The organism is Alkalicoccobacillus plakortidis (assembly GCF_023703085.1).
GTDB lineage: Bacteria > Bacillota > Bacilli > Bacillales > Bacillaceae_D > Alkalicoccobacillus > Alkalicoccobacillus plakortidis.
Window position 1 is genome coordinate 2,568,533 of sequence record NZ_JAMQJY010000001.1, and the last position, 12,572, is coordinate 2,581,104.

11 protein-coding genes, 2 pseudogenes and 1 riboswitch are annotated in these 12,572 nt (G+C 41.6%); of the genes and pseudogenes, 6 read left to right on the forward strand and 7 right to left on the reverse strand.

The window, feature by feature from the left end:
- Positions 1–10 precede the first annotated feature (10 nt).
- On the reverse strand, positions 11–148 hold the full coding sequence (locus tag NDM98_RS24120; RefSeq protein ID WP_307728813.1) for a hypothetical protein: 138 nt from the start codon (positions 146–148) through the stop codon (positions 11–13).
- A 4-nt stretch (positions 149–152) separates the two neighbouring features.
- Positions 153–1,643: a thiamine pyrophosphate-binding protein gene (locus tag NDM98_RS13470; RefSeq protein WP_307728814.1), complete on the reverse strand. Its 1,491-nt coding sequence runs from the start codon at positions 1,641–1,643 to the stop codon at positions 153–155.
- 394 nt (positions 1,644–2,037) lie between these two features.
- On the opposite strand from NDM98_RS13470, the gene NDM98_RS13475 reads away from it, so the two are divergent.
- The 5 genes and pseudogenes from NDM98_RS13475 to NDM98_RS13495 all read left to right on the forward strand — a co-directional run bounded on the left by NDM98_RS13475 (position 2,038) and on the right by NDM98_RS13495 (position 6,972).
- Positions 2,038–2,715 (forward strand): response regulator transcription factor, encoded by a 678-nt coding sequence (locus NDM98_RS13475; RefSeq protein ID WP_251608488.1) that lies wholly within the window; start codon positions 2,038–2,040, stop codon positions 2,713–2,715.
- Positions 2,716–3,085: 370 nt separating this feature from the next.
- A pseudogene (locus NDM98_RS13480) lies at positions 3,086–4,121 on the forward strand (siderophore ABC transporter substrate-binding protein).
- Between the two features lie 23 nt (positions 4,122–4,144).
- Positions 4,145–5,162, forward strand: a pseudogene (locus NDM98_RS13485) (ABC transporter permease).
- Complete coding sequence (locus tag NDM98_RS13490; protein ID WP_251608491.1) at positions 5,159–6,223, forward strand: iron chelate uptake ABC transporter family permease subunit; 1,065 nt, start codon at positions 5,159–5,161, stop codon at positions 6,221–6,223. Before NDM98_RS13485 ends, NDM98_RS13490 begins: the two are co-directional and overlap by 4 nt.
- Entirely contained in the window at positions 6,220–6,972 is a 753-nt protein-coding gene (locus NDM98_RS13495; RefSeq protein ID WP_251608493.1) for an iron ABC transporter ATP-binding protein, read from the forward strand. The genes NDM98_RS13490 and NDM98_RS13495 overlap by 4 nt, the downstream gene beginning before the upstream one ends.
- 172 nt (positions 6,973–7,144) lie before the next feature.
- On the opposite strand, the gene NDM98_RS13500 is transcribed toward NDM98_RS13495, so the two are convergent.
- Positions 7,145–7,591 (reverse strand): hypothetical protein, encoded by a 447-nt coding sequence (locus NDM98_RS13500; RefSeq protein WP_251608495.1) that lies wholly within the window; start codon positions 7,589–7,591, stop codon positions 7,145–7,147.
- A gap of 204 nt (positions 7,592–7,795) precedes the next feature.
- Positions 7,796–8,533 (reverse strand): SDR family NAD(P)-dependent oxidoreductase, encoded by a 738-nt coding sequence (locus NDM98_RS13505; RefSeq protein WP_251609149.1) that lies wholly within the window; start codon positions 8,531–8,533, stop codon positions 7,796–7,798.
- A 191-nt stretch (positions 8,534–8,724) separates the two neighbouring features.
- On the opposite strand from NDM98_RS13505, the gene NDM98_RS13510 reads away from it, so the two are divergent.
- Positions 8,725–9,339, forward strand: coding sequence for a TetR/AcrR family transcriptional regulator (locus tag NDM98_RS13510; protein ID WP_251608497.1), 615 nt, complete (start codon positions 8,725–8,727; stop codon positions 9,337–9,339).
- Between the two features lie 122 nt (positions 9,340–9,461).
- On the opposite strand, the gene mmuM is transcribed toward NDM98_RS13510, so the two are convergent.
- The 3 genes from mmuM to dagF all read right to left on the reverse strand — a co-directional run bounded on the left by mmuM (position 9,462) and on the right by dagF (position 12,571).
- Entirely contained in the window at positions 9,462–10,445 is a 984-nt protein-coding gene (mmuM, locus tag NDM98_RS13515) for a homocysteine S-methyltransferase (protein WP_251608499.1), read from the reverse strand.
- A gap of 174 nt (positions 10,446–10,619) precedes the next feature.
- Positions 10,620–10,727: riboswitch (SAM riboswitch) on the reverse strand.
- A 79-nt stretch (positions 10,728–10,806) separates the two neighbouring features.
- Complete coding sequence (locus tag NDM98_RS13520; RefSeq protein ID WP_251608502.1) at positions 10,807–11,823, reverse strand: sugar kinase; 1,017 nt, start codon at positions 11,821–11,823, stop codon at positions 10,807–10,809.
- Complete coding sequence (gene dagF, locus NDM98_RS13525) at positions 11,816–12,571, reverse strand: 2-dehydro-3-deoxy-phosphogluconate aldolase (protein WP_251608505.1); 756 nt, start codon at positions 12,569–12,571, stop codon at positions 11,816–11,818. Before dagF ends, NDM98_RS13520 begins: the two co-directional genes overlap by 8 nt.
- Position 12,572 lies beyond the last annotated feature (1 nt).

The window sequence follows — 12,572 nt, forward strand, 5'->3', positions numbered from 1 at the left end:
CTCCTTTTACCTAACGTCCAATCGTAGGTGGCCATTCTTCTTTATTGACTAATACTTCAATGACAACAGGACCTGTTATCTCTTTTGATGCATCGTATGCCTCTGCAATCTCTGCTTCTGTCGTACAACGGAAACCGGCGGCTCCCATCGACTCAGCAAACTGAGCTACATTGACACCTTTTGTATAACGAGATCCAAGCGGAGAAACCAAGGTTATTCTTCATACCTTTATCCACCATGTCGAGCATTTCATTATTAAAGACAACAAAGAGTACATGTGCTTCTTCGTCTACAGCTGTCGCAATCTCTGTCCCATGCATAAAGAGACATCCGTCACCTGTAAAACAAACAATTGGCTCATCTGGTCTCGCCACTTTAGCGCCAATCGCAAGACCAATCCCATTACCCATCGCTCCAAACACATCATCAAAGCGGAACGTTCCAGCGACATGAGTAGTAAAGTGCTTAATGGTATAAAAGGAATGACTGCCATCGTCTCCATAGACAAACGCATCATGGGGCAAAAGGTCACGCAGAACTTTTACTGTACGAACGGCCGATAATCGACCAGGCTCTGGATCAGCTTCCTTAGCCGTTTCCTTTTCGGTATACGCACTTAAATCAAGAGCAGGAACCTCCGGGTGTTTGGCTTGCTTCAAGAGCTGTTGCAAATTCACCTTTGCATCACCTTGCACAAAAATCGTGTCACTCTCAAGTGTTTTCCCGACAAAATCTGCATGTCGATCAAAATGAATAACCTTTTTCGGTTCACCACCTACGGTTAAGCCAACGGTCGACATATCACTAAGCTTAGAGCCAATGACAACTAAAAGGTCACTTTCTCTATCCTTCACATATTCAGCAGACGCTTCCGTCCCACCTAATCCAAGTGCACCTAAAGAAAGCGGGTGCGTCTCAACAAATGCTGCTTTTCCTCCTGGCGTTGTTATAACAGGAATCTGCAAGCGCTCAGCAAGCTCTTGAATCGACTCATAGCTTTGAGATAGGTGAGCTCCTTTTCCAAGAAGCATCAGTGGTCTCTCTGCAGCATTTAACGCTTCAATAGCGCGATCGATGTTACCGGAAATCACATCATCCTGAGCAGGCACAGCAAACTCAAACGGCTCAATCTCACTTATTAAAATATCTAGTGGAATGGATAGATGAACAGGTCCCTTTGAACCCGTTAATGCCTGCTCCTCTGCATGTTGTAAGAGCTGCCTCAACATCTCTTTACTCTCAACTTTTGCACTAAACTTTGTCACTGGCTTAAACAGCTCAACCAGATCCGTACCAAACATACTTGAATCTTGCCCAAGCGCCTTTCCAGACAACCCAAGTGGTGGATGACCCGTAATGAATAAAACAGGGGCATGAAACGCAGCAGCCTGAGCCGCAGCCGTAATCATGTTCGTTCCACCAGGACCACTCGTCCCAATTGCTACACCAAGCGATTGGTTCTGCATCGCATAACCTGCCGCCATATATCCAGCTCCACCTTCATGCCGCGCAAGCACAAAGTCAACGCCCTCTTTCTCCATCGCTAGAATAAGTGGAGATATAGGTTTGCCAGGAATACCAAATACCTTGGTGCAACCTTTTTCTTTCATGAAATTAACAATCATAGATGAAACTGTTGCCATTATTGCCCTCCTACTGTGATAAAGTACATGGCGATGTCATTTTCCATGAGTGGAGAACCTATAGCCATTGTGATTTTTTGTCATCATCTTATTTATCGGCAAGTTAGGTTAGACTTTCTAGTTATACAGGAAAATAGGAGGGGTAAAATTATCCTAATTAGGTGTTAAGGGGAATCTCGTCTATACACAACGCTTCTGTTTTCATTTTTGCACTCTATAGAAAGATTTTGATAAAATAGATTCTAATAGAAGCATGGTGAATTTGATTAAAAACGATATGTGATGATGATTCAAAAGTCTCCTCTTTGAACCTTCTACTAAACCACATCCACAACGAACAAAACTCCATTTCTTTTGATAAATAATTCAGTGTTCCAAATAGAGGTGAGCGAATGTGAAGAGAGTGCTACTTATTAAAAATAAACGGTCTTACGCAAAAAAAATCGTAAGCGCGTTGAATCCAAAAGCTGGCTTTACTTTGACACTTCATAATGAAAATAAAGGGCTCAACATAGCCTTTGAGCAAGATTGGGATTTTATCATCTTGGATTGGGACTCATTAAGCAGACCTGGACCAGAAATCTGTAAACAAATACGGTCCGTTAAAACGACCCCGCTTATTATTGTCACTGATCATGTATCCAGCAAAGCCTGCATTGCAGGCTTACAAGCAGGAGCAGATGATTATATAAGAAAACCCTTTGCCAAAAACGAGTTGGTCGAGAGGATGAAAGCCATACTACGAAGAGTAGATGGACTCTATTCAAACACAACAAATGTATTACAATTTAAAGAGCTCCTTGTTGATGCAACACGCAATATGGTAACAAAAGATGGAGAGTCTCTTTCGCTTACTAAGCGGGAGTATGATTTACTTTTATTTCTAATTAAGAATAAAAACAGTATACTCAGCCGAGAAATACTTCTAAATAAGGTTTGGGGATATAACGTAGCTGTCAATTCGAATATCGTAGATTTATACATTGGCTATTTACGAAAAAAACTAACATGCAAAAAGGAAAACAGGTATATTCAAACCATACATGGCAGAGGTTATTCTATGGTTGAATAGAGAATAAAAAGCATTCTATATAGTTTGGAATCATTCACACGAGTAAACCGTTTGCGCGGAAAGTTACTCGTGTTTTTTGTATACATTCATCACTTTTTTTGCCTTGAATTTTGATGTAGTCATAAAAAATTCTTTAACCAATATTTTTTTCACAGGATTTTCACAGAATTAAAATCTATACTTCATAGTAGAGATCAAGTTGAAAATGATTATCAATACCATTTAACATGGCCAATTAAATGATTGAATTCATCATTTTCTACATACATCGTTAATCGCTTAGTCTAGTTCCTTACACAATACATATGGAGCTACCTTTTATTCATAGCTAGTCTAAAACTATATAAAAAGAAGAAAGAGGTCTAGAAAAATGAAAAAATTAAGCTATTTCAAATTGCCAATAATTGCGGCTGTATTTACTTCCATGCTGGTCGCTTGTTCAGATTCAAATAACGAAACAACAACGGAAGAGCAAACAAGTGGTGCTGATACGACTGAAACATCTGAAACAGAAGAGACACCTGAAACCGTTGAAATCACAGATGCTCATGGGACCGTGACCGTTCCTGTAAATCCAGAGAGAACTGTTGCTTTGGATAGTAGAGCATTTGAAACGTTAGCTGACTGGGATATTGAGTTAGCAGCTGCTCCAAAAGACGTTATGCCTGCAGACTCCCCTTATGTAAGTGATGATTCAGTTGAGAATATTGGTAACCACCGTGAACCAAATCTAGAAATTCTCGCAGCAGCAGATCCTGAACTTGTTATTGTCGGTCAACGATTTGCTAACTACTATGAAGACATTAAAGAAATCGTTCCAAACGCTACGGTCATCGATCTTAATTTTGATGTGTCTGAAGAATCTGATTCTCCTGGAGAGAACTTTGTAAATGGTTTTACGGAAAATACACTCGCTTTAGGTCAAATTTTTGATAAAAATGAAGAAGCTGAAGCATTAGAAGCTGAGTTTAATCAAGCGATTGAAGACGTGAAATCTGCATATAACGGAACGGATACAGTGATGAGTGTGATTGTTTCCGGTGGAGATATTAACTTTGCTGCTCCTCATTCTGGACGCGTTTGGGGACCGATGTATGAAATCTTTGATTTTGCGCCAAGCTTTAGAAGTTGAAGGGTCTTCTTCTGATCACCAAGGTGATGATGTTTCTGTCGAGGCGATTGCACAGAGCAACCCTGACTGGCTTCTAATTCTAGATCGTGATGCTGGTGTTTCTGGTGAAGATTCTGCTCCTGCAGAAGACGTTATTGAAGGATCACCTGCCCTGCAAAACACAACGGCTATTTCTGAAGGTCACGTCTTTTATGCACCAACTGACACGTACACAAACGAATCAATCCAAACGTTTATCGAGTTATTTGAAAACCTTGCAAGTGCTTTAAATTAAGTAATGTGAAGGAGCCTGACATCGTGTCAAATCACGGAAAAACCGGGGTTGAGAAAATTTCTCAGCCCCGATTTTATAACCAAAACAAATTATGGACAAAACCTTTTATTTTCGCCATTATCGTTGTAATTATTTTAAGCATCATCTCACTGTTTACTGGGGTTTATGATATATACGGAAAAGAAGACGGACTTCAAATGTTCTTTACAACACGTGTTCCACGGACAGTCGCATTAATTCTTACTGGTGCTGCGATGGCCATGGCGGGACTCGTCATGCAACTGATTACACAAAACCGTTTTGTAGAACCTACCACAACAGGAACGATTGAATGGGCAGGTCTAGGACTTCTTATTGTGTACTTAGTCATTCCTTCCCCTTCTTTAGTTGTCAGGATGCTAGGTGCCATCGTTTTCTCTTTTATCGGAACGATGATCTTCTTTTTATTCTTAAGAAGAGTGAAGCTACGCTCATCTCTCATCGTTCCAATCATTGGGCTTATGCTTGGAGCTGTTGTCTCCGCGGTTTCAACTTTTGTAGGACTCCTTTTTCAAATGACCCAAAACATTGAGAGCTTGGTTTATCGGTTCTTTTGCGGCCGTACAGGTTGGACGATATGAATATTTATGGTTCATCGTGATTATAAGCATTCTCATCTTTATTTGTGCTGACAGGTTGACGCTCGCAGGTCTAGGAGAAGATATCGCCAAAAGTCTTGGCGTAAATTACAATATGATCGTTCTTTTTGGTACGGCTCTTATTTCTATCGCTGTTGGGATTGTTGCGGCGGTCATAGGATACTTGCCTTTTTTGGGTTTAATCGTGCCGAATATTGTTTCGATGTTCAGGGGGGATGATCTAAGGAGTAATTTGCCCTGGGTCTGTGTGATAGGTATGGGAACCATTACGGTATGTGACATCATTTCTCGAACCATTATCAAGCCTTTTGAAGTGTCTGTTTCCCTCATTCTTGGAACAGTAGGTGCCGTGGTATTTATCACGATCTTATTGAGGCAGAGAAGACCAAGGAGGGCCAGATGAATACGTTGGAAGAAAGAAGAAACGAAAATGTTAACGCCAAACTAAAGCTAGAAAATAAAAAGAGATCGGCTAGAGCGTTTCGTTTCAAAAAAGAAGAGAGACGTTATTGGATATTACTATTATCCTTAATCGCTTTAGGCATCCTTGCTTCCTATGGTCTCCTGGTCTATAACAATCCAGTTCCTATCGATTCACCTTCATTCATCCCTGTGACGAAGAGAAGGGTGGTCGCACTTATTGCCATGATTATAGCGGCGATCTGTCAAAGCTTAGCAACCGTGGCCTTCCATTCCATCACAAATAACCGGATCATTACACCTTCCCTTTTAGGTTTTGAATCGCTGTACTCTGTCATACAAACGAGTACCATCTTCTTCTTTGGTGCGGCGGCGTTCATAAACTTTACTGGAATCGGATCGTTTCTGTTTCAAGTTGGGGCGATGGTGTTGATGAGTTTAATCCTTTACGGATGGTTACTTTCCGGGAAATACGGGAACTTGCAGCTTCTTCTTTTAGTTGGCATTATTATTGGGGCAGGACTTAGGTCCGTTTCCACGTTCATGAGAAGAGTCCTTTCTCCTTCAGAGTTCGATATCTTACAGGCTAGACTATTTGGCTCTGTTAATAACGCAGACTCTGATTATTTCCCTGTGGTCATTCCCATAGTAGCCGTAGTTATGTTTCTCGTATTTGCCTACTCAAAAAAATTAAATGCCCTGTCACTCGGCAAAGAGGTCTCTACTACGTTTGGCGTGAATCATCGCTTTAGCATCATTTATATCCTTATCCTAGTTGCGATCTTAATGTCTATTTCAACGGCTTTAATTGGACCGCTTACGTTCTATGGATTCTTAGTGGCTACACTTAGTTATCAAGCCGCACCAACCTATGACCATAGATATATCTTTCCGATGGCTCTAGCAATAGGATTCTTGATCTTAACGGGTGCTTACTTCCTTATGTATCATGTATTTAATGCTCAAGGAGTCGTTTCAATTATCATTGAACTGTTCGGTGGAATCATCTTTTTATATGTCATCTTAAGGAAGAGGTCTTTATGATACAGATTAATGATGTGAGAAAGTCATATAGTAACGAGGAAATAATCGGACCGTTAAATATAGAGATCCCAAAAGCGGGGCTCACTTCTTTAATTGGTCCAAACGGTGCGGGGAAATCGACCACACTCTTAATGATTGGCAGACTCTTAGATATTGATGAAGGACAGATTCAAGTAGCCAATATGGACGTCTCAGCATCAAAATCAAAGGATCTAGCAAAGATCTTAACCATCTTACGACAAGAAAATCACTTTGTCACAAAGCTCACAGTGAGACAACTTGTTGGCTTCGGACGATTTCCCTATTCAAAAGGAAGATTAACGAATGAAGATGAGACCATCGTTTCGAAGTATATTGATTTTCTAGACTTAACTCTTCTAGAAAATAGGTACTTAGATGAGCTTTCCGGCGGCCAAAGACAACGAGCTTATGTCGCAATGGTTTTGTGTCAGGAGACGGAATACGTCCTATTAGACGAACCGTTAAACAATCTTGACGTCGCCCGCTCCGTTCAAATGATGGGGCATCTAAGAGAAGCTGCCAATACACTCGGGAGAACCATTGTCACGGTTATGCATGATATTAACTTCGCCGCAAAATATTCTGACCGAATTTGCGCCATGAAAAAAGGACAAATTGCTGCGTTCGGATCAGTAGACGAAATCATGCAGCCAGAGCTCTTAACTGATATCTTTGAAACACAAATAGAGATTATTCAGGGTCCTTATGGGAAAGTAGCGATTTATTAGTGAATGAGCAACAATACCTTACAGAGTTGATTCTTTCGGAGAGTCTATCTGTAGGGTATTTTTGTGTATAAAAAATGGGGTATCTTTAATCCAATGTTGAAGCAGGCCGTAACCCGGTAATGTGACCTCGTCCTTAATTAGTGTAAACAGTGTATACACTAGTTTGAGATACCTACTCATTGTTGCCATAACGATTTTTCTTACCTAACCACCCATTTGCTTCTCTCCACTTTAGCTTTTTTGCTGCAATCCAACTCACACCATTTTCAATTTCTTTTTCAGGTTGAAAATCAAAGTCATCTGACCAATAAAAGCAGTTCTTTCTTTTTAAAATAATGGCATCATGGATAATTGAGTCATAATTTTCAGGCGTTGGAGTAATATGAATACCTGTCACACCTTCAAAAAGCAATTCAATTGCAGAAAGATCGCTATACTGACGTTGAAATAACAGCTTTACATTCGTATCTAGTTCTCCAGGGACAGTCATAGATAGATTTTCATCAACAAAAGTCCCTGTCCACATATGCATTTCCCTCAAGCATCCATCATGAAAATAACCGAATCTCTCTAGCAAATCATTGATCTCCGACTCCTCTTTCAAATCAATCCAACTCATCTCTAGTATCCTCCAATATATGTTGTCCTCTTATACTAATTCGTCACTAAAAGAATTTACTCCTTTTATACACAAAAATTAAAACCATTTCAGGTAATTTATTTCAAATGTTACCCAGTTCATAACAAGAAACAGAGAATTTGATCAAAATAAAAAGGCCTGTTTTATACAGACCTTTTTTTGAAGCGAGTAAATTATGTTCCATTACTGTGCAGTATACCCACCATCAACAATCAAGCTATTCCCAGTCATATAAGAAGAATCATCAGAAGCCATGAATAATACGGCTTTTGCCATTTCATCAGCTAGACCAAGACGTTTCATTGGTGTCATTCCAGCTAATGTCTGTTTGTCATCTTCCGGAATGATTGGTGTATCAATAAAACCTGGGCATAGTGAATTCACACGGATATTCTTATCTGCATACTCAAGAGCAAGAGAACGAGTTAGGTTAATAACTCCACCCTTTGCTGCGTTATAAGCAGCTGATCCAGGTGAGCCTACCCATCCGTACATAGAAGCCGTATTCACAATCGTACCGCCGCCTGTTTCTAACATTTCACGGATTGATTCACGTGCAACTAAGAAGACACCATCTAAATCAACATTTACCGTATTGCGCCATTCTGAGTACTCTAAATCATGCGATGGATGAACACGGCCAATTCCCGCGTTATTGAAAACAACATCTACCGTGCCAAACGCTTCAACTGTTTGTTTGAAGATATTTGCCACATCTTCTTCACTCGTAATATTTGCTTTTATAAAAAGAGCTTCTGCATTAAGCGTTTTCAATTCCTTTTCAAACGCCTTGCCCTTCTCTTCATTTAAATCAACAAGAACCACTTTGGCTCCTTCTGAAACGAATAATCTTGCAGTGGCTGCCCCAATACCAGATGCACCGCCGGTAATCACTGCTACTTTGTCTTGTAATTTTCCCATCATAATGCCCCCTAGGCTAATCTTATCTGCATAATCCAGACATGTATAATAGATAGTATCTATTATGAGTGCCTAACTTATGTAACTAAATTGTACTACTTTGTTCACAATTAACAATCAGTAGGTTTTCTCAATATGTCTACTACATAGACATATTGATGAAAAGTGTCTAGATTGAAGGAGATTATTCCATGAATCATGAACAGTCATCACAACGACAAAATCGAACCAAAGCACATTTCAGACACGCCTTAATCGAGCTCATCAAGGAAATGGGCTACCATCACGTAACAGTAAAAGACATTGTCGATCATGCGGCCTATAACCGTAGTACATTCTACATTCATTACAAAGACAAACTAGACTTAGCCGAAGATACACTTGTGACGACATTAGCAGGATTAGAAAAGTCTGTCGGTAATTCCTACGTACCCGGGCAAAAAGTGCATACAACCCATCTGAAAAATTCGTCCTTTGATATTGTCACCTACATTTACACCAATCGTGACTTCTTTTCCTTAATTAAATATGAGGATACCTTACCCGGCTTACATACTCGTTTCCCGCAAACCATTCTGAAAATATATCAAGAGCAATTTGAATTTGAGACGATTGATCATGCCCCCGTGAACATGGAATATTTTAAAAAGTACACAGCTTATGGGTTTTATGGATTGTTGAAGTATTGGATTAGAGAGGGTTTTAAGGAAGATCGAGAGACGTTTATTCAAGAAGTGATTGAGTTAACGAAGACGCATATGCATTCGGTGAAGTATGTTGGGGGGAATGAAGAGAAGGGAGACTGAGGATTTTGGAGGAATGCAGTGCTTTAATTTCTTTGATCTGGACAGAAATCCTTTTAGTGTAGTAGATGAGGGGAGGCTTCTCCTTTTCATTCGGAGAGTGTGGAGCGGTTGCAGGGGGAGAATTAGCATAAGAAAAAGGAATCGATCCTCTCAATCAATTCCTTCCCTCTGTACTTGCGCATCCACTCACGAATCCCTTTAATGTCCTCAGGCGTTGTCCGGCAGCATCCACCAACCACCGTAGCTCCAGCTTCAAACCACCGCTTCGTGCTTGCAACAAACGACTCATATGAACCCTCATCACTCCACTGCTTACTATCGGCATCATATGCTTCACCTGAATTTGGATACACAATGATTGGTTTCGACGTGCCCGATTTAACCTCAGTAATCAACGACTCCACAAACTGCGGAGCCGTACAATTGATGCCAACCGCCGCTACTTGCTTCTCTCCCGCTAGCCACTCTGCACAGTCGGCCATTCTTTCTCCACTACTAATATACAACTCATCCTTTGCGCTAAACGAGATCCACGCATACACATCAGGAAATTCCTTTAATATACGAGCAATTGCCTTGGCCTCTACCAAACACGGAATCGTCTCACATGCCAGAACATCCGCACCCGCTTCAATTAAGAGTCTTATTCTCTCTCTATGAAATAAAACGAGCTCCTCTTCGCATAATCCATAGTCTCCGCGATATTCAGAGCCATCGGCAAGATACGCACCGTACGGACCAACCGACGCAGCAACAATCGGTTTTGGACGTCCAAGCTGATTCCCCTCAACACTCCAAAACTCGTCCCGTGCTTCCACCGCAAGATGAACGGATTGCTTAATCAACATAGCAGCTTCAATTTCGCTCAAGCCTCTTTTCCTGTAGCCTTTCACAGTCGCCTGGTAGCTTGCTGTGATTGCACAGTCTGCGCCAGCCTCAAAATAATCCGTATGAACCTGCTTAATCACGCGCGGCTTCTCGAGTAAAATCTTGGCTGACCATAATGGGTCGTTTAAGTCACACCCATAGCGTTCAAGCTCTGTCGCCAGTGCTCCATCTAAAATCATTAGAGGAAAGTCAGTTAAGATATGTTCGATTGGATTCATTTATATGTCCTCCCTCATTTATAAATCTCCATAAAAATAACGCGGTCAGAGATCTCTCTCACAAACTGAAGCTGGTGCGACACAATGAACATCGTGTCGCCTTCATTCACGATCCCAGTGCGTATCAAAAAAACAAAAAAGCCCCTTTCATCAGAAAGAGGCTTTTCATAAAAAAACTTATCTCTCAGAATGAAACATTCTGCAGGAATTAGCACCTTTCATGTCACACATGATGGTTGCCGGACGTCATCAGGCCTGTCCCTCAGTCACTCTAGATAAGATATTCAATTATATGTATTTCACAATGTTATGAAAGAATTAGATATTTGTCAATTGCCATTTTTAAGTTGATCTTTTTTAACTACCTTCTAATATCGCCACCTTGTGAAGACATCGCTTCAAAAATATCCTCATCGGTTAACATTGGTGTGTCACCTACTGTTGTATGCTTCAGCATCCCTGCTGTTGTCGCAAACGTAACAGTTGTTTCAGGTGACAGCTCCTCCAGTTCTCCATGGATAATGCCACTCGTAAAAGCATCTCCCGCCCCAATTCGATCGTGCACGGTAAATCTCAGTATGTTCGAAAAGGTAAATTGTTTGTCCTTGTATAGATAGCCCCGTAACGAGTGTGTTTGATCCTCGTGGATCGTGCGATGCGTACCTGCAATAACTCGAATGGAATAGGCTTCTGCTACAGCTGGAATGAGCTCTTTAAGCTGTTCCGTGCGGTCTGTCTTGTTAGTTTGCATGTTGAGCACATGCAAGGCATCCTTCTCATTCATCATCACGATGTCGGCCTTCGTAAGCAAGTCTTCGTAATACGGCTTTGCTTTTTCATACCCATCTTCACCCCACAGCGAAGGGCGATAGTTACAGTCAAAGACAACGAGTCCACCACTTTCCTTTACAGCTGCTGCAAACCGCCCGATATTCGTTCGAGCTGTATCATTCATAGCAAGGGTAATCCCACAAAAGTGAACAACATCCACGTTTTCCGCTATCTGAGCAAAGTCATAGATCGATTCAGGTGCGGTGTTGAAGCTGCTCTCTAGCCGGTTTGAATATGTCACGCGACTTGGTCTTGGACCAACTCCATTCTCTAGAAAATAGTGACCAAGATACTGCCCCCATCGTACAAGGTAATTCTTAGAGATGCCTAGCTTACCAAGATAGCTTACAGCCGCATCCCCAAGCGGATTGGCAGGTAAAGCTGAAACCAAATACCCAGCATGACCATAATGCGACAAGGCAGACACAACATTAACACCCGTTCCTGAAAACGAGTAATGGAGCGTGTTCGCCTGAGATAACAGCTCAAAGCCAGGAACCTGTAATCGCATCATCACCTCGCCAAAGGCTGCAATCCGCTTACTCATGCTCATCAACCAGCTTTTTAATGGTGATCATCAACTCTTTTACGTCCTCAATGTTCGTGTTACCAGATTCCTTATCAATAATCGATGAATACACATGAGGGATAATTTTCGGCACACCTGCCTCCAGAGCAATACGCAGAATTGCCTCAAAGTTCTCCTTATCAATGCCACCCGTTGGTTCGAGTGCGAATCCTGCTTCTCCACACGCCTTTGCCACGGCACGGTATTCCTCTTCTGTCGTTAATCCTTTCATCGGAAAGTACTTTAATGCATTCCCTCCCATGTCTCGCACAAGGGCGATCGCAGCCTCAACCGGAACAATCGCCTGTTCCTTTTGCTCGGCACTGATGGGTCCTGTTGAGAGATTCACGTAACCTGGCTTACCTGTTGGAGAAACGAGCGCATTAATCCAGCTTTCATTTCCATTTAGATTCGCACGAGTGGCTCCTACAGACGGAAGCACCTGGTTAATATGACTGCCTGAGTAGTGCGTAGAAATCTCAGCCACAACCGCCGCCTGACGATTATCTCCCGCTCCAAGCCCAATGGAGACAGCATCTTCAATCACCTCACCGTACTCCTTCATAGCTTTTACCGCTTCGTCTACGGTTGGGTAATTTTTTGAAAGCACCCCAACGACAACATACCCCTCTGCTGCTTGAAAAATATCCTTCGCATTGTCTATACTGTTTGCTAGTACGTTCAGTGCCACTCGATCTTTATAAAAGCGTTTTGAGAGACTCGACATT

Bases quoted from the DNA above. Each gene is read 5' to 3' on its own strand.
- dagF (WP_251608505.1), bottom strand. From the start codon at position 12,571: ATGTCGAGTCTCTCAAAACGCTTTTATAAAGATCGAGTGGCACTGAAC.
- NDM98_RS13510 (WP_251608497.1), top strand. From the start codon at position 8,725: ATGAATCATGAACAGTCATCACAACGACAAAATCGAACCAAAGCACAT.
- mmuM (WP_251608499.1), bottom strand. From the start codon at position 10,445: ATGAATCCAATCGAACATATCTTAACTGACTTTCCTCTAATGATTTTA.
- NDM98_RS24120 (WP_307728813.1), bottom strand. From the start codon at position 148: ATGGGAGCCGCCGGTTTCCGTTGTACGACAGAAGCAGAGATTGCAGAG.
- NDM98_RS13520 (WP_251608502.1), bottom strand. From the start codon at position 11,823: ATGAGTAAGCGGATTGCAGCCTTTGGCGAGGTGATGATGCGATTACAG.
- NDM98_RS13495 (WP_251608493.1), top strand. From the start codon at position 6,220: ATGATACAGATTAATGATGTGAGAAAGTCATATAGTAACGAGGAAATA.
- NDM98_RS13490 (WP_251608491.1), top strand. From the start codon at position 5,159: ATGAATACGTTGGAAGAAAGAAGAAACGAAAATGTTAACGCCAAACTA.
- NDM98_RS13500 (WP_251608495.1), bottom strand. From the start codon at position 7,591: ATGAGTTGGATTGATTTGAAAGAGGAGTCGGAGATCAATGATTTGCTA.
- NDM98_RS13505 (WP_251609149.1), bottom strand. From the start codon at position 8,533: ATGGGAAAATTACAAGACAAAGTAGCAGTGATTACCGGCGGTGCATCT.
- NDM98_RS13470 (WP_307728814.1), bottom strand. From the start codon at position 1,643: ATGGCAACAGTTTCATCTATGATTGTTAATTTCATGAAAGAAAAAGGT.